Below are 16,419 nucleotides of genomic sequence, written 5' to 3' on the forward strand. Positions count from 1 at the left end.
AGGAACTGTGCATCCCGCACGTTCCTGACAGGAACCTTCCTCTCACCGCAGCGCCGCAATGGTGCAGCGAAATTGCCGCATGCAAGGAACTGCAGCTGTTCGTAACGGTTCTCTCCGCACGAGTTTTCTGCTGAAGGAGAGGACAAAAATGCTGATGAAATCGATCGCCGCCGGCCTCGCCGGCACGGCTCTGCTTGCGACCGTTGCGTTCGCGCAAAATCCGACCACCACCACCGACAAGTCGGCCCCTGCGGCCACCGCGACGACGACCAGCGCGTCGGGCGAATGGCGCGCCTCGAAGATGGCAGGCGTGAAGGTCTATAACGAGGCCAACGAGAATATCGGCTCGATCAACGATCTGCTCATGGACAAGAGCGGCAACGTCAAGCTTGCCGTGATCGGCGTCGGCGGCTTCCTCGGCATGGGCGAGCATCTCGTCGCCGTGCCGTATGAGAAGCTGAAATTCGTCAACGAAGCCGTGGCCTACACCAACACCAGTACGAACCCGGCAAATCCGAACGCCAAGCCTGCCGCGACCACGACGACTGGCGCTGCGACCGGCACCGACAAGACAGCGACCACGACCAGTTCGTCCTCGTCGAAATGGTATCCGGACCACGCCGTGTTCAACGCGACCAAGGACCAGCTGAAGAGCATGCCCGAATTCAAGTACTCGGAGTAATGCGAATCGTGTGAGTGCCTAAGCGAAGCGCGCCCGGTTTTCACCGGGCGCGCTGTCGTGTCTGTTGTCATTGCGAAGGAGCCTGGATTGCTTCGCTGCGCTCGCAACCACGGAGGAAAAGCGAGCCTTACTTCACCAGCGGGCAGCCGCCCTTGTCGAGCGGGCGGAAGGCTTCGTCGCCGGGCACGGTGGCGATCAGCTTGTAGAGGTCCCATTCGCCCTTGGACTCTTCCGGCTTCTTCACTTCGAACAGATACATGTCATGGACCATGCGGCCGTCGATGCGGATCTTGCCGTTCTTGGCGAAGAAGTCGTTGACCGGCGTCTTCCGCATTTGTTCCATCACCTTCGGCGCCTCGTCGGTCTTGATGGCCTCGATCGCCTTCAGATAGTGCATGGTCGCCGAATAGAGGCCGGCCTGGATCATGGTCGGCATGTGGCCGACCTTGTCGTTGAAACGCTTGGAGAAGGCACGCGTCTCGTCGTTCGTGTCCCAGTAGAACGCGTCGGTGATGATCAGACCTTGCGTCGCCTTGATGCCGAGCGAATGAACGTCGGTGATTTCCATGAGCAGCGCGATCATCTTCTGGCCGCCTTGCGTGATTCCGAACTCGGCGGCCTGCTTCAGCGCATTGGTGGTGTCGCCGCCGGCGTTCGCCAGTGCGACGACCTTGGCCTTGGAGGCCTGGGCCTGCAGCAGGAAGGACGAGAAGTCCGATGAATTGAGCGGATGGCGGACGTCGCCGAGCACCTTGCCGCCGCTCTCCTTGACGACGTTGGCGGCGTCGCGCTCGAGCGCCATGCCGAAGGCGTAGTCCGCCGTGACGAAGAACCAGGTGTCCTCGCCGCGCTTCACCATGGCCTTGCCGGCGACGTTGGACAGCGCGTAGGTATCGTAGGTCCAGTGGACCGTGTTGGGCGAGCAGGCGACGCCGGTGATGTCGGAGGAGCCGCCGCCGGAATTGATGTTGATCTTGTTCTTCTCGCGCGTCAGCGCCGACACCGGCAGTGCGACCGAGGAGGTGGGCACGTCGAGAACCGCGTCCACCTTCTCGTTGTCGTACCAGTTGCGGGCGATATTGACGCCGACATCGGGCTTGTTCTGGTGGTCGGCGGAGACGACCTGGATCGGTACACCGGCAACCTTTCCGCCATAGTCGGCGACCGCCATCTCGACGGCGGCGAGCGACCCCTTGCCGGTCGCGTCGGCATACAGGCTCGACATGTCCGTCAGCACGCCGAGCTTGACGACATTGTCGGAAATCTGCGCCTGCGCGGCGCCTGACGTGGCGGCAAGAGCGAGACTGGTCGCGACAGCGGCGATGAGTTTTTGCATGGTTGTTGTTCTCCCTGTGTGTTGTTGTTTGGGTTTTGTTGCGGGGCTGTTCTAGCGAGAAAAAGCTCCCATCGCAAAGCAGAGGAGGCATGCTGTTATCATCGTCATTCCGGGGCGCGCCCCCTGGGCGCGAACCCGGAATTCATCCATCCACCGTCACTGCGAACCGATGGATTCCGGGTTCGCGCTACGCGCGCCCCGGAATGACCTGGGATCATCAGCCTCCGCCGCCCTTGAGCCGCTCGTTGCGTCGGCGCAGGGCTTCCAGGGTGGCGAGGAGGACGACCGAGACCGTCGTCAGGATCACTGCCGCTGCCGTGATTGTCGGGCTGATGTTCTCGCGGATGCCGCTGAACATCTCGCGCGGCAAGGTGCGCTGCTCGGGACCGGCCATGAACAGCACGATCACCACCTCGTCGAAGCTGGTCGCAAAGGCGAACAGCGCACCGGATGCCAGCCCCGGCAGGATCAGTGGCAGGATCACGCGGCGGAACGCTTCAAGCGGCGAGGCGCCGAGCGAGGCGGCGGCGCGGGCGAGATTGGTGTCGAAGCTTTGCAGCGTCGCGCCCACCGTGATGACGACAAAGGGCGTCGCGAGCGCAGTGTGAGCCAGGATCAGGCCGAGATAGCTGCCGGTCAGTCCGATCGGTGCGAAGAAGAAATAGAGGCCCACCGCGGTGATGACGCCGGGCACGACGACCGGCGACAGCACGAAAGCCAGCACGAGCGGTTTGAGCCGGCTCTTCCATTGCGCCAGCCCAAGAGCTGCCAGCGTGCCAAGCACCATGGACAGCGTCGTGGAGGCGACGCCGATGACCATGCTGTTCTTCAGCGAGTTCATCCAGCGCGGCGAATTGATGAAATCGTTGTACCAGCGCAAGGAGAGGCCCGGCAGCGGATAGGTGAGGTAGGAGCCCGAGCTGAAGGACAGCGGCATGATCGCAAGGATCGGCGCGATCAGGAAGATGAACACCAGCGTGGAGACAACGATGGTCGTAGCCCAGGCGATGCGCTGGCTCGGCGTGCGAAGGGAAGGAGCGTCGCTCAATTCTTCATCCCTCCCGTGACCTGCTGGCCCTGCACCAGCTTGCCGTAGACCAGTGCGAGCAGGACGGTCGCCAGCAGCAGCAGCGCACCCAACGCCGAAGCGAGGCCCCAATTGGCGGTCTCGGTGGTGTAGAGCGCGATGAAGTAGCTGATCATCTGGTCGGCGGCGCCGCCGACCAGGGCCGGCGTGATGTAGTAGCCGAGTGCCAGGATGAAGACGAGCAGGCTTCCCGCGCCGATGCCGGGCAGGGTTTGCGGCAAATAGATGCGCAGGAAAGCGGTGAGAGGCGGCGCACCGAGCGATGCGGCGGCCCGCATGTAGGCCGGCGAGATCGCCTTCATGCTGCTGTACAGCGGCAGGATCATGAACGGCAGCAGCACGTGGGTCATGGCTACGCAGACGCCGAAGCGGTTGTAGATCAGCCGCAACGGCGCGTCGATGATGCCGAGCCAGTGCAGGCTTTCATTCACCACGCCATTGCTCTGCAGCAGCACGATCCAGGCGCAGGTGCGGACCAGAAGCGAGGTCCAGAACGGCAGCAGCACAAAGATCATCAACAGGTTCGACCGGCCGGGCGGCAGTGCCGCGAGCAGATAAGCGACTGGAAAACCCAGGATCAGGCACAGTGCCGTGACACCGAGGCTGATGAGGAAGGTGCGGGCGAAAATCTCGCGGTAGATGGCCTGATCCGGCGAAGCTGCGACGATCGCGCCGTCCGCGTTCCTCACGAGATCGAGCGCCGCCAGCAGGTAGAAGCTGGTCACGGGACCTCCGGCATCCCTGATCGTCGTCCAGGTGGTGCGGTTACGCCAGGCCGGGTTGATCTTGCCCAATGCCTCCTTGGCCGTGCCGGGTTCCGGCTGGATCTTCAGATTGCGTGCCGTGCTGGTGAGGATCGTGCGAAAACCGTTCAGGGCGTAGTTGAGCCGCTTGGCTGCAATGGCGATGGTGCCGGCGGCGCGCGCGGCCTGGATGTCGTTTGCCAGCGCCGCGTAAGCCTTCTCGTCCGGCAAATCCTTGCCGTCCCAATTGGCGAGCGCGACGATGGTTTGAGGCAGAACCTGCCGTACCTCCTGGTCATCAACCGCGCGCCAGAGCATCCCGGCAATGGGCCCGGCAAAGGTGAACAGCAGAAACAGCAAAAGCGGCAGAACCAGCGCCAGGGCCTTGATCTGCCGCGCACGCTCCGCCTGCTTCAGCCGCCGCTTGAGCGGCACCTTGGTCTCGGCATCCGCGCCGGTCAGGGACGCTGCTGTCATGGGGCGGCTACTTCGCGTATGAGACGGGGCACAGGCGAAGGGCTCTCGACCGTCCGCCTGCGCCATAGACGATTTGATCGCGCGTTACTTCGCGGCCCATTTGTTGAAGCGCTCGGTGAGGCGATCGATGTTCTCGAGCCAGAAGGCCACGTTGATCTCGATCGCGTTCCTGATGTTGTCAGGCGCCGTCGGCAGATCCTTGAGAACGGCGGGCTGCAACAGGGCTGCTGCACCGTTGTTCGAGGTGCCATAGGCAATGTTCTCCGACAGCTTCGACTGGTTCTCAGCCTTGCCTGCGAAGTCCAGGAACTTGTAAGCCGCGTCCTTGTTCGGGCTGCCCTTCAGGATGACCCAGCTGTCGAGCGTGAAGAGCGCGCCGTCCCAGACCATGCCGAAATTCTTCTTCTCGTTCTTGTTTGCGGTGTCGATGCGGCCGTTGTAGACCGAGGTCATCGCCACCTCGCCGGAGGCGAGCAGTTGCGGCGGCTGCGCGCCGGCCTTCCACCAGACGAGGTCGCCCTTGATGGTGTCGAGTTTCTTGAAGGCGCGATCGACGCCTTCGTCGGTCGCCAGCACCTTGTAGACGTCCTTCGGCGCAACGCCGTCCGCCATGAGAGCGATTTCGAGCGTGGTCTTCGGACCCTGACGCAAGGCGCGTTTGCCGGGAATCTTTTTGGTGTCGAAGAAGTCCGCCCAGCCCTTTGGCGCGTCCTTCAGCTTGTCCTTGTCATAGCCGAGGACGAAATCGTAGAGGATGGCGCCGACGCCGCAAGGGTTGACCGCCGGCGGGATATAAGCGGCTTCGCCGCCTATCTTGGAATAGTCAAGCTTCTCGTACAGGCCTTCTTCGCAGCCAACCGCCAGCTCGTCACTCTCGACCTGGACGACGTCCCAGGTGGCCGCGCCTCCTTGCACCTTCGCGCGCAACACCCCGATGCCGCCGTCCCAGGATTCGTCGTTCATGGCAATGCCGGATGCCTTCTTGAACGGCTCGAAATAGACCTTTTTTTGAGCATCCTGATACGCGCCGCCCCACGAAACAACGGTGAGGTCACGCGCCTGAGCTGAGGTCGCCAGCGCAGCGCTGGCGCTGAACGCCGCGGCGAAACCCAGAGCAATCTTGCGCTTCAGCATGGTGCTTGTTCCTTCTTCATGTGCGTTGCGTTGAGGTTGATCGATTGGATCAGACGGGATCGAGGGCCAGACAGTCCTCGGGGCGGAAGGTGATGAAAACGCTCTCTCCATGTGTCAGGCTGTCATGCGCTCCCGGCTGGAGCTTGACCATGAATTCGGCATTGCCTGCGACATCGAGCACGGCCAGCGCGTGATCGCCGAGATAGATCGTGCTCTGCACCTTGGCCGGCAACCGATTCGCACCGTCGCTGGAGGTGCCATTCGGGACGATGGCGATCCGCTCCGGCCGGACCGACAGCGACGTCGCCGCACCCGCGCCTGATATGTTGACCGCACGAGCCGTGACGGTGCCGCCGCCGGCAAGCGCGACGCGGCAAAAATTCCTTTCAAATGCATCCACGGTGCCGGAGAGCACGTTGTTCTCGCCGACGAAATTGGCGACGAAGCTGTTCACCGGATGCTCGTACAGCGCATCGGGCCTGTCGATCTGCTGCACGATGCCGTCGTTGAATACGGCGATGCGATCCGACATGGTGAGCGCTTCGCTCTGGTCGTGGGTGACGTAGACGATCGTGATGCCCATGCTCTCGTGCAGCTGCTTGATCTCGAGCTGCATCTGCTCGCGCAGGCGCTTGTCGAGAGCGCCGAGCGGCTCGTCCATCAGCACGAGCTGCGGGTTGAAGACCAGCGCGCGGGCGAGCGCCACACGCTGCTGCTGGCCGCCTGACAGCTGCCCGGGCCGCCGCTGCGCCAGGGTTTCCATCTTGATCATGCGCAGCGCGGCTCTGACGCGCTCCTGGGTGTCCGCCTTGCTCGTCTTGCGAACGGAGAGCGGGAAGGCGACGTTCTCCTCGATCGTCAGGTGCGGAAACAGGGCGTAGTTCTGGAATACCATGCCGATATCACGCTTGTGCGGCGGCATGTTCTTGATCGGTCGATCCGCGAGGTAGATCTCGCCATGGGTCGGAACCTCGAAGCCGGCCAGCATCATCAGCGTGGTCGTCTTGCCGGAGCCCGACGGACCGAGCAGAGTGATGAACTCGCCCTTCTTGATGTCGAGATCGAGGTTTTTCACCACGAGGTGCTCGCCATCATAGGTCTTCTGAATGCCGGAAAAGCGCACCAATGCCGGCGCAGGCCTGAGCATGCCGGCTTCCATGTTATCCTCGCTGTGTCCCCTACAATGCCGTCGGCACCTCGTTGGAGGTTGCGACGATCAGCTTAGCAGCCTGCAACGATAATGCCAGCGGCGCAAGCCATAAGAGGCTGCGCGGATTCCGTGCATGAAAGCGCGCTACATCCCCGGCAGCTTGGTGACATATACGTTCAATGTGCCGCCGGCTTCCGCCACGACGCGCAGCGTCTTGGAATCGAAGGCGATGTCGGCCAGCGTCAGGCTGCTGATATTGGCCTCGACCTTGAGGCCATCCTCGCTCTTCTGGTAGTCGGCGATCGCAGCCGCGATTTTCTCGCGCGCGTTGGCGGCGATCGGCTTCAAATCGAGCGTGGCCTTCCGCACCAGCGCCTGCTGCATCTGCGGCACCACCGCGCGGGCTGCGGCGCCGAGCAAACCGAAGGCCGCCTCGGATTCCACCGCAAGCTGGATGTCGGCGAGCCGCAGCGTCTGCTGCTCCTGGTCGAGCATCGGCCGGCCCCAGATGTGCACGGTGGCCTCGGCGCCGAGCCCGAGCCAGCTCTTCTTTTCCTTGGCGCGCACCAAGAGCGAGATCAGCAAACGTTCACCCGAGGGGACGACGTTGACGCTCTTCACGGTGACCGCGACCGGGCCAGAGCCGTCCTCGGGATAGGTGTGCCCGACCATTTGCGCCGCGATCAGCTTGTTGATCTCGGTGAAGGGCACGTCGATGGGAACGCCGATGTTCACGCCGGTGCCGGTCGGTGGCACGATCGAGATCTTGTCGGGGAACGGGCAGTCCGGCTTCGTCGGCGTCGAGGTCACCCGCGTCTCGGCCTCGAGGCCGAGCAGCAGCGTCACGGCCTGGGCGTCGACGCGTGGCTGTGCCGCGATGGCGCGGGTCGGCTTCATCTCGAGCCAGAGCGGGGGCAGCGCCGCCGACGAACCGCCTTGCAGCGGGATCGAGCGGCAGGCCTTGGCCCATTGCAGCTTCGCGTTCTCGCGCAGGCTGGGATCGTTGCGGATGCGCTCGGCGACGACGTTGAGCTGATCGCCGACCGTCTTGTCGATCAGCGGCTTCACCTGCGCGGGAACGTTGACCTTGGCGCCGGCTACGTTGACGTTGGTGTCGCCGAGATTGACCTGCGCGCCGAGATTGGGCTCGAGATGCCAGGCAGCCGCCAGCTTCGGGCGCGAGGTGACGACGACGTTGCCCTTGATCTCGGCACTGGCATTCAGGTTCTTGATGTTGACAGCGCCGATCCGCTTCGCCGCGTCGCCGCCGAGCACGCTGCTCAGCGCATCGCCGAGCGCGCCAGTGGCTTTCGCCGAGAGCGAGCCCGTCACGTTCAGCTTGCCGGTGATCGGCGTCGACAGCGTCAGCACGTCCTTGTCGCCGGTCGCCGACATCGGTCCACGGGCAGCCGTCCAGCCGATATCGGCATTTTCCAGGATTTGCGAGATCGGGTTCTCGGCCTTGCCGGCAAAATTGCGCGGTGCGGCCTTCTCGGCCTGCTCCCGGATCGCCGACACCGCGATCGCCACCGGCGCCACCACGATCGAGCTTTTCGAGGCCGGCGGCAGCGGTGGCAGCTCCGCGACCGGCGGCGCCGAATTGGTCGCGCGCGGCGACAGCAGGTCCATGACCTTCAGGCTGATGAAAAACGAGCCCGCGAGCACCGCAACGGCGATCAGGACAGTCTTCAAGTTCAACGTCAGTCGCATCAATCCCCCAAGCCGCCCCGAGCAGGATTTTACAGGGCAGGCGAGCAGGGCGCTAGAGCGCATCGGTGGGGTGGAATTGCGGCAAACGGGTTAACGGCAGCGGCCTCTGCCTAGCTGCGCTTTGGGCGCCGCACCGCTCTCACCTTGCCGCTAGAGCCGCCGCCGCAAAACAGGCGATCGCCGCCGTCGGATTCCAGACCCGAGACCATCGTGCCCTCGGGCATATCGAGCTGCTCGAGCACCTTGCCGGTATCAGGATCGATCCGTCTGACGTCGCTGTCCTCGCCTTCCCAGGTGCCGTGCCAGAGCTCGCCGTCGACCCAGGTCACCCCGGTCACGAAGCGCTTGCTCTCGATGGTGCGGAGAATCTTGCCGGTATCGGGGTCGATTTGATGGATCTTGCGGTCGCGATATTGCCCGACCCAGAGCGAGCCTTCGGCCCAGGCCAATCCGGAATCGCCGCCGCCGCCGGGGGCGGGAATCGTGCTGACGACCGCGCCGCTCGCCGCGTCGATCTTCTGGATGCGATCCTCGGCGATCTGGAACAGGTGCCGGCCGTCGAACGCCGTGCCCGCATGCGCGGCGACATCGAGCGAGCGCGCGATCTTGCCGTTCGCGGGGTTGACGGCGTTCAGCCTGTCGCCCGATGCGAACCAGAGATGGGTGCCGTCATAGCTGACGCCATGCACGGCCTCGACGCCCGGAAAGGGGCCGTATTCGGTGACGATCTCTGCCGTGGAGCGCTTCATGTGCTCGATCCCTGTGATGCGGCTTTATTGTTTACGCATGATCTCCTCGGAAAACCGCTGCACACTTTTCCGGATCATGCTTTAGCCTACGCCTTAAACAGCGGGGTTGGGAGTAACAAGCCTGTCGGGAAACCCGGGACGGGCGGGATCATCCAGCGCCGCGCCCTTCCGTGTCCGAACGACTGCACCTTGTTCGATCGTGCCAACTCTTCGAGCGCCCGCTGCACCGAACGCGCGCTCATTTGCAGCGCGAGCGCGAGCGCCGAGCTCGACCACGGCTCGCCGTCGGCGAGAATGGCGAGCACCGCGGCGTGCTTCTCCTCGACCGGGCGGGCCAGCACCAGGACGTCGTTTGTCTTGCGCGGCGCGAGCTCGAACCCCTGCTTGGTCGCGCTGATCTCGGCGAGCGGCTTGAGCTGGGTGCGAAGCCGTCCGATCTCGACGCGCAGGCGCGCGCGGTGGGATTCGTCGACGTGCCTGGCCTGAAACGCACCCGCTATCAATGCCTCGCGCGAGACATCGGCGGGCCAGGCCTGTGCCAGCAGGCGGGCGAGCGCGAACAGCACGGGCCGCGTGCCCAGCGATACCGCAACGCCTTGCCTGCGCACGACATGATGGAAGGTGTCGACGACGAGCGCGGTCGAGGTCGCCAGCCGCTCGACCTCGCCGAGCAGCAGCGGATGCTCACCGCCGCGCGCGATCAGGCGCGCGGCCGGTGTATTCAGGATCAGGTTCGCGCTGTCGACCTCGGCGACGAGTGCCGCGATGCCGGCCTGCCGCGCGGCCTTGCCTGCGCGGTCGAGCGCGCCGTGCGCTTCCTGCGTCTTCAGCCGCCTGATGGCGATGCCCGCGAGGACCAGCTCGCGAATGACGACAGACGCCGGCGGCAGCGCCGAGGCGCCGATCTCGGCCAGCGTGCGCTCGGCCTCGTCGATCCGCCCGAGCAGGAGCAGCCGGCGGGCTTCGATATGGCCCGCATGGGCGGCGTTGGCGAGATCGCCATGACTTGCGAGCGTCGCCCGCGCGGCCGCGAGCGCCCTGGGCGGCCAGTTCAGCTCGCGCGAGACCAGCGCGATTTCGGCCTCGGCGACGACGCATCTGGCGCGTGCGACGGCTTCGCGCGGACTGAAGGCGCGCGCCGCGCTCCGCAGCAGCGTCTTGGCTTTGGCGAGATCGCCGAGCTGCGCCATCGCGATGCCGCGTAGCGCCAGCGAGGGCGCATCGTTGCGCAAGGCGATACGGTTGAGCGCGCCGAGCGGATCGCCGGCCTCCAGCGCACGCGCGGCGGCGATGATCAGCGACTCCATGAAAATCCCGCCACAATTGTTACTCCCACCGTGCAACCGCTTGGTGCCAGAACTCGCCAGCGGCCGACGATGTGCGGTGAGCAAGAGGTTTGGAGAGCTATCATGACATCAGCAGACAAGGCAGGAACTAACGGACAGGTTGCCATGCAAACACCGCCGGTGGTGTCGCCGCAGGAGTGGGAAGCTGCCCGCCAGCAACTGCTCGTGAAGGAAAAGGCGCATACCCGCGCCCGCGACGCACTCGCCGCCGAACGCCGGCGCATGCCGTGGATGGAAGTGGACAAAACCTACGCATTCGACACGCCCTCGGGCAAGGCCAGTCTGCTCGATCTGTTCCAGGGCCGGCGCCAGTTGATCGTCTACCGGGCCTTCTTCGAGCCCGGCGTGTTCGGTTGGCCCGACCATGCCTGCCGCGGTTGCTCCATGGTGGCCGATCAGGTCGCCCATGTCTCGCACCTGAACGCCCGCGACACCACGCTGGTGTTCGCCTCGCGCGCGCCGCAAGCCGATATCAGCAGGCTGAAGGCGCGGATGGGCTGGACCATGCCGTGGGTCACCATCACCGACAGTTTCGATGCCGATTTCGGCGTCGGCGAGTGGCATGGGACCAACGTGTTCTATCGCGACGGGACGCGCATCTTCCGCACCTATCTGATCAAGAGCCGCGGCGACGAGCAGATGGGCGGCACCTGGAACTATCTCGACATCACCCCGCTCGGCCGGCAGGAGGTCTGGGAGGACTCGCCGTCCGGCTATCCGCAGACGCCGACCTACAAATGGTGGAACTGGCACGACAGCTACGAGGAGGGCGCGGCGCCCGACAAGAAGTGGGTCGAGGTGTCGGACGCCGGCGAGATCGCGCTCCGCACGCCGGGCGCGCAGTGAGCGACGTCCATCCCGTGGGCGCCAACCGCGAGGCCGCAACCCACCTCGCCCGCTGGCTGGGTCTTGCGGCCACGCCGACCTTCGCGGTCATGGCCGTGCTGACGGCCGTCTTCAGTGGCGGCCCGGCGGACATGGTCTGCAACGCCGGACACGGGTTGTCGATGGGCGGGATGGTGCCGATGTATCTCTTGATGAGCGCGTTTCACTCGGCGGCGTGGCTGCGGCTGATCTCGGGCCGGCGGGTGTAGGCAGTTCATCGGCGCAACTCGAAGACGGCCCCGGTTTCACCCGGGCCGTCCTTGCTGTTTGTCGCTTGCGTCGACGAACATTTCCATCAGGACTTCATCGAAATATCGGCCGTTCTGCTTCAGCGCCTTCACCTCGTGGCCGTATTCGATGAAGCCGGCGGCTTTGTAGAGGCGCAACGCCGGCTCGTTCTGGCTCGCAACGGAGAGTTGGAGCTTTTCGACGTGTTTTGCGGCATGGGCAATGACCGTGTCGACGAGACGCCGGCCGACGCCTGATCTCCCCGCCGATGATCGTACATACATGCCCCAGAGATCGGCCTTGTGCATGGTCTGGGGACCATCCTGCCGCCAGAAGCCGGCGACGCCGACGAGTTCACCGGCGATGAAGGCGCCGAAGACGTCCGAGATGGTGAGGCGCTCCTCGAACCATGGGAGAGGCTTTTCCTGTTCACGCGCGAAGGTGCTGGCGAAGGCCTCGGGATGCGCGGCGAGCGCTTCCAGCCTGATCTGCCGGTAAATCGCCGCGTCTGCGCGGGTGAGCAGCCTGATCTCGAGAGTGGCGTGCGGCACTGGTCTCAAACCTGTTGTCCCGGAACGAACTGACCATGCAGGTTGCGCCGAGGCAAGCTTTGTTCGTACATGGATCGCAACAGACACATCAAGGGAAACGCCATGGCGAGCACCGTTTTCGATTCCGTCCTGTTCCGCGACATGTTCGGCACGGCCGAGATGCGCGCGGTGTTTTCGGACGAAGCGCTGGTCGGCCGTTATCTGGAAACGGAGGCGGCGCTTGCGCGGGCGCAAGGCCGCGCCGGCGTGGTGCCGAAGGATGCGGCGGCCGCCATCGATGCCGCCTCGCGCGCCATCAAGCTCGATTTCGACAAGCTGCGCCACGAGACCGAGATCGTCGGCTATCCGATCCTGCCGCTGGTGCATCAATTGTCCGAGGCCGCCGGCGAGGCCGGCCGCTACGTGCATTGGGGCGCGACCACGCAGGACATCATGGACACCGCCAACGTGCTGCAGATCCGCGCCGCGCTCGACATCGTCGCGCGCGACCTTGGGGAGTTGCGCACCATCCTCGCCGATCTCGCTCGCAAGCATCGCGACACGCCGATGGCCGGCCGCACCCATCTGCAGCAGGCGCTGCCGGTCACCTTCGGCTACAAGGTCGCGATCTGGCTGTCCTCGATCGACCGGCATATCGAACGTGTCGAGCAGGCGCGGCCGCGCATCCTGCTCGGCGAGTTCTCCGGCGCCGCCGGCACGCTCGCTTCAGTCGGCGAGGGCGGGCTGGAGATGCAGCGCCTGTTCTGCGAGGAGCTCGGCCTCAATCAGCCGCCGATCACCTGGCATGTCGCGCGTGACGGCATTGCCGAGGCGGTGGCGCTGCTCGGCCTCATCACGGGGACGCTCGGCAAGATCGCAACCGACGTGATGCTGATGTGCGCGACCGAGTTCGGCGAGCTGTCCGAGCCCTTCGTCCATGGCCGCGGCGCGTCCTCCACCATGCCGCAGAAGCGCAATCCGATCTCGAGCGAGCTGATGCTCGCCGCCGCCAAGGCCGTGCGCCAGCACGTCGCCACCATGCTCGACGGCATGATCCACGATTTCGAGCGCGCCACCGGTCCCTGGCATCTGGAATGGGTATCGCTGCCGGAGAGCTTTCTGCTCACCGCGTCCTCGCTTGCGAACGCCAGGTTCATGCTGGCCGGCCTCGTCGTGCATGAGAGCCGCATGCGCGCCAATCTCGGCCTGACCCACGGCCTCATCGTCGCCGAAGCCGTGATGATGGCGGCGGCGCCGAAGCTCGGGCGGCAACACGCGCATGACGTCGTTTACGATGCCTGCCGCAGGGCGATCGAGCAGGGCGGCGATCTCGCCGACATCCTGTCCGGCGTCCCCGAGATCGTCACCGCGGTCGGCGGCATCGACGCCATCCGCCGCCATTGCGACCCCGCCAATTATCTCGGCCTCTCCGGCCAGATGGTCGATCGCGTGCTGGGCGGCTGACCCTATCGCCTTTCCCAATACGAAAAAGGCTCCGGCGTGACCGGGGCCTTTTGCGTTCAAATCGAGCTTACAGCGTCGCCTACCGAAGCTCGGCGCGGCGCTCGGTCATCGGCAGCACGATCACCTTGGTGCCGACGCTGACGCGGGAGTAGAGGTCGGAGACGTCGTCATTGGTCAGGCGGATGCAGCCGGAGGAGACGTGCTTGCCGATCGTGTCGGGGGCGTTGGTGCCGTGGATCCGGTAGACGGTGCCGCCGAGATACATGGCGCGGGCCCCTAACGGGTTGCCGGGGCCGCCGGCCATATGGCGCGGCAGATAGGGCTGGCGCTGGATCATTTCCGGTGGCGGGGTCCAATCCGGCCACTCGGCCTTCTTGGTCACCGACTGGGTGCCGGACCAGGTGAAGCCGTCGCGGCCGACGCCGATGCCGTAGCGGATGGCCTGGCCGCCTCCGAGCACATAATAGAGATAGGTGTTGGGCGTATCGATGATGATGGTGCCCGGCGCCTCGCGCGTTGCATAGGAGACGGTCTGGCGGCGGAAGCGCGCCGGCGTCTCGGCGACGTCCTGGTCTTCAGAGGGCGCGGCCTGGTAGGTCGGCGCCTGATAGGGCTGATAAGGCTGCGGCGCGGTCATCACTGGTAGCGGCGGAAAGAACGGGAAGAGCTGCACGGGTGCGGCCTTGGCCGGGCCGGTGAGCGCGATTGCGGAGATCGCGGCTGCGCCAAAAGCAACGGCGCGCGAATACGTTTTGAACGTGTCCAGACTGAACATGTGATCGCCCCTGTTTGCTCGGTGTTTCTTGGTCACCTGGCACCGTTTCGGTGCTCCGTTGCCTAAACTCCTAGCGGCAAAAGGTTTCGGGACGTTTCCGCGGAAAACCGAAAACGGTTTCGTCGCGGAAAGGATTGTTTCATGACAGTTTCGTGGCCGCAGGGGGCCGTTAACGAACAAAACAATGGGCCGACACTTCTGTGACGTCACACGCCTGAAATATCCTTCGTTGATGGTCGGTGCCTGAGAATCATCAAACTCTCGGGATTTCCCCATGCGGGTATTGATCGCGACCGACGCCTGGCATCCGCAGGTCAATGGCGTGGTGCGGACGCTGACCTCGCTGGCGAACGCGGCCAAGGCCCTCGATGTCGAGATCGAGTTCCTGACGCCGGATGGCTTCCGATCTTGGCCGCTGCCGACCTATCCGGGCCTGCGCATCGCGCTGCCCTCGGCCCGGGAGATCGCGCGACGGATCGAGAAGTGCGCGCCGGACGCGCTGCATATCGCCACCGAAGGCCCGATCGGTTGGGCAGTCCGGGCCTATTGCCGCCGCAACCGGCTTGCCTTCACCAGCTCCTACACCACGCGCTTTCCCGAATACGTCTCGGTACGGACCGGCATTCCGGCTGCCGTCGGTTACGCCGTGCTGCGGCACTTCCACGATGCAGCCGCCATGACCATGGTGGCGACGCCGTCGCTGCGGCAGGAGCTTGCAGGCCGCGGCTTCAAGCGGCTCGGCTTCTGGGGGCGCGGCGTCGACACCGAGCTGTTCCATCCAGATAGTCCGGCAAAGCTCGACCTGCCGGGTCCGATTTTCATGACCATGGGCCGCGTCGCCGTGGAGAAGAATCTCGAGGCGTTCCTCGCGCTCGATCTGCCCGGCACCAAGGTCGTCGTCGGCGACGGTCCGCAGAAGGCGGCGCTCGAGAAGAAATATCCCGATGTCGTCTTCCTCGGCGAAAAGAAGGGCGCGGATCTCACCGCGCATCTAGCAGCCGCTGACGTTTTCGTGTTTCCGAGTCTCACCGATACCTTTGGCGTCGTGCAGCTCGAGGCGCTCGCCTGCGGCACGCCCGTTGCGGCGTTTCCAGTGACGGGTCCGAAGGACGTCATCGCCGACCATCCGATCGGCGCGATCGACAATGATCTGCGCGCCGCATGCCTGCGCGCGCTCACCATGTCGCGCGAGACCTGCCGAAACTTTGCGCTGGAGCGCTCCTGGGAGAACAGCGCGCGCCAGTTCGTCGGAAACCTCACCTCACTTCAGCCCAGCCGTGCCTTGCGCGCCTCGCCTCGCATGGCGCGGCGGCCGGTGCGCGGCTGATCCATATTTGACCCACAGCGAGAACCTCATCGATGGCTAAGATCATGAACCTTGACGGCACCCAGCAGCTCGACCTCACCCGCGGCACGGTCGAGCAGGCCTATGACCGCTGGGCGCCGGTCTACGATCTCGTGTTCGGCGGTGTGTTCGCCAAGGGCCGGCAGGCGGCGATCGCGGCGACCAACAAGATCGGCGGGCGCGTGCTCGAGGTCGGCGTCGGCACCGGCATCTCGCTGCCGCTTTATGCGCCGAACCTGCGCATCTTCGGCACCGACATCTCGGAAGCGATGCTCGACAAGGCGCGCCGTCGCGTCAAGGAGGGCAATTTGAAGAATGTGGAAGGCCTCGCGGTGATGGACGCCGAGAAGCTCGAATTCCCCGACAATTCCTTCGACGTCGTAATGGCGCAATATGTCGTCACGGCCGTGCCGAATCCGGAGAAGGCGCTCGACGAATTCGCTCGCGTGCTGCGTCCCGGCGGCGAGCTGATCATCCTCACCCGCGTCAGCGCCGACACCGGCATGCGCCGGTTCATCGAGCAGAAGCTGCAGCCGGTGGTGCGTCCGCTCGGCTTCCGCACCGCCGAGTTCGCCTGGTCGCGCTATGCCAAATGGCTCGCCGGCGCCAAGGGCGTCGAGCTCGCCGAACGCCGTCTGATACCGCCGCTCGGCCATTTCTCGCTGGTGCGCTTCCGCAAGGTCGATATCGCCAAGGCGGCCTGAACAACGCTGGGGAGCGGCGGCGCACTCCGTCGTTCACGCGTTCGCGTGCGTCACCGCGTCGCTGCGCGTCGTCA

At 64.8% G+C, this 16,419-nt stretch carries 16 protein-coding genes; 6 read left to right on the forward strand and 10 right to left on the reverse strand.

The genetic code is table 11. The features are described 5' to 3' along the window. Positions 1 to 148: 148 nt before the first annotated feature. Complete coding sequence (locus tag BM374_RS24605) at positions 149 to 682, forward strand: PRC-barrel domain-containing protein (protein WP_092297871.1); 534 nt, start codon at positions 149 to 151, stop codon at positions 680 to 682. Positions 683 to 809: 127 nt separating this feature from the next. Here the strand turns inward: BM374_RS24605 and BM374_RS24610 are convergent, their stop codons facing one another. The 8 genes from BM374_RS24610 to BM374_RS24645 all read right to left on the reverse strand — a co-directional run bounded on the left by BM374_RS24610 (position 810) and on the right by BM374_RS24645 (position 10,375). Continuing rightward, a complete protein-coding gene (locus tag BM374_RS24610) occupies positions 810 to 2,018 on the reverse strand; it encodes an ABC transporter substrate-binding protein (RefSeq protein WP_092297874.1) in 1,209 nt (402 codons plus the stop codon). A gap of 217 nt (positions 2,019 to 2,235) precedes the next feature. After that, positions 2,236 to 3,066 carry an ABC transporter permease gene (locus tag BM374_RS24615; protein ID WP_177248503.1) on the reverse strand — a complete coding sequence of 277 codons (831 nt, stop codon included), beginning with the start codon at positions 3,064 to 3,066 and terminating at the stop codon, positions 2,236 to 2,238. Beyond that, positions 3,063 to 4,325 carry an ABC transporter permease gene (locus BM374_RS24620; RefSeq protein WP_092297877.1) on the reverse strand — a complete coding sequence of 421 codons (1,263 nt, stop codon included), beginning with the start codon at positions 4,323 to 4,325 and terminating at the stop codon, positions 3,063 to 3,065. Before BM374_RS24620 ends, BM374_RS24615 begins: the two co-directional genes overlap by 4 nt. 84 nt (positions 4,326 to 4,409) lie before the next feature. After that, a complete protein-coding gene (locus BM374_RS24625; RefSeq protein ID WP_092297880.1) occupies positions 4,410 to 5,459 on the reverse strand; it encodes an ABC transporter substrate-binding protein in 1,050 nt (349 codons plus the stop codon). A 49-nt stretch (positions 5,460 to 5,508) separates the two neighbouring features. After that, complete coding sequence (locus BM374_RS24630; RefSeq protein ID WP_092297883.1) at positions 5,509 to 6,618, reverse strand: ABC transporter ATP-binding protein; 1,110 nt, start codon at positions 6,616 to 6,618, stop codon at positions 5,509 to 5,511. 135 nt (positions 6,619 to 6,753) lie between these two features. Continuing rightward, positions 6,754 to 8,319, reverse strand: coding sequence for a DUF4403 family protein (locus tag BM374_RS24635; RefSeq protein ID WP_092297886.1), 1,566 nt, complete (start codon positions 8,317 to 8,319; stop codon positions 6,754 to 6,756). 110 nt (positions 8,320 to 8,429) lie between these two features. Continuing rightward, positions 8,430 to 9,068 (reverse strand): Vgb family protein, encoded by a 639-nt coding sequence (locus BM374_RS24640; RefSeq protein WP_092297890.1) that lies wholly within the window; start codon positions 9,066 to 9,068, stop codon positions 8,430 to 8,432. Positions 9,069 to 9,154: 86 nt separating this feature from the next. Beyond that, positions 9,155 to 10,375: a winged helix-turn-helix domain-containing protein gene (locus BM374_RS24645; protein WP_092297893.1), complete on the reverse strand. Its 1,221-nt coding sequence runs from the start codon at positions 10,373 to 10,375 to the stop codon at positions 9,155 to 9,157. A 102-nt stretch (positions 10,376 to 10,477) separates the two neighbouring features. Here BM374_RS24645 and BM374_RS24650 point away from each other — a divergent pair, with 102 nt between their 5' ends. Both BM374_RS24650 and BM374_RS24655 read left to right on the forward strand, forming a co-directional pair. Beyond that, positions 10,478 to 11,260: a DUF899 domain-containing protein gene (locus tag BM374_RS24650; RefSeq protein ID WP_177248504.1), complete on the forward strand. Its 783-nt coding sequence runs from the start codon at positions 10,478 to 10,480 to the stop codon at positions 11,258 to 11,260. After that, positions 11,257 to 11,508, forward strand: a complete 252-nt coding sequence (locus tag BM374_RS24655) for a hypothetical protein (protein WP_092297896.1) — start codon at positions 11,257 to 11,259, stop codon at positions 11,506 to 11,508. The genes BM374_RS24650 and BM374_RS24655 overlap by 4 nt, the downstream gene beginning before the upstream one ends. Positions 11,509 to 11,544: 36 nt before the next feature. Here BM374_RS24655 and BM374_RS24660 read toward each other — a convergent pair whose 3' ends face one another. Further along, positions 11,545 to 12,078, reverse strand: coding sequence for a GNAT family N-acetyltransferase (locus BM374_RS24660; protein ID WP_092297899.1), 534 nt, complete (start codon positions 12,076 to 12,078; stop codon positions 11,545 to 11,547). Between the two features lie 102 nt (positions 12,079 to 12,180). On the opposite strand from BM374_RS24660, the gene pcaB reads away from it, so the two are divergent. Then, on the forward strand, positions 12,181 to 13,521 hold the full coding sequence (pcaB, locus tag BM374_RS24665; RefSeq protein ID WP_092298068.1) for a 3-carboxy-cis,cis-muconate cycloisomerase: 1,341 nt from the start codon (positions 12,181 to 12,183) through the stop codon (positions 13,519 to 13,521). Positions 13,522 to 13,600: 79 nt separating this feature from the next. Here the strand turns inward: pcaB and BM374_RS24670 are convergent, their stop codons facing one another. After that, complete coding sequence (locus tag BM374_RS24670; protein ID WP_092297902.1) at positions 13,601 to 14,296, reverse strand: L,D-transpeptidase; 696 nt, start codon at positions 14,294 to 14,296, stop codon at positions 13,601 to 13,603. A 274-nt stretch (positions 14,297 to 14,570) separates the two neighbouring features. Here BM374_RS24670 and BM374_RS24675 point away from each other — a divergent pair, with 274 nt between their 5' ends. Both BM374_RS24675 and BM374_RS24680 read left to right on the forward strand, forming a co-directional pair. Then, positions 14,571 to 15,623 carry a glycosyltransferase family 4 protein gene (locus BM374_RS24675; protein WP_092297905.1) on the forward strand — a complete coding sequence of 351 codons (1,053 nt, stop codon included), beginning with the start codon at positions 14,571 to 14,573 and terminating at the stop codon, positions 15,621 to 15,623. A 32-nt stretch (positions 15,624 to 15,655) separates the two neighbouring features. Continuing rightward, positions 15,656 to 16,345: a class I SAM-dependent methyltransferase gene (locus tag BM374_RS24680; RefSeq protein ID WP_092297908.1), complete on the forward strand. Its 690-nt coding sequence runs from the start codon at positions 15,656 to 15,658 to the stop codon at positions 16,343 to 16,345. Positions 16,346 to 16,419: the final 74 nt, after the last annotated feature.

This window comes from Bradyrhizobium sp. Ghvi (genome assembly GCF_900115265.1).
GTDB lineage: Bacteria > Pseudomonadota > Alphaproteobacteria > Rhizobiales > Xanthobacteraceae > Bradyrhizobium.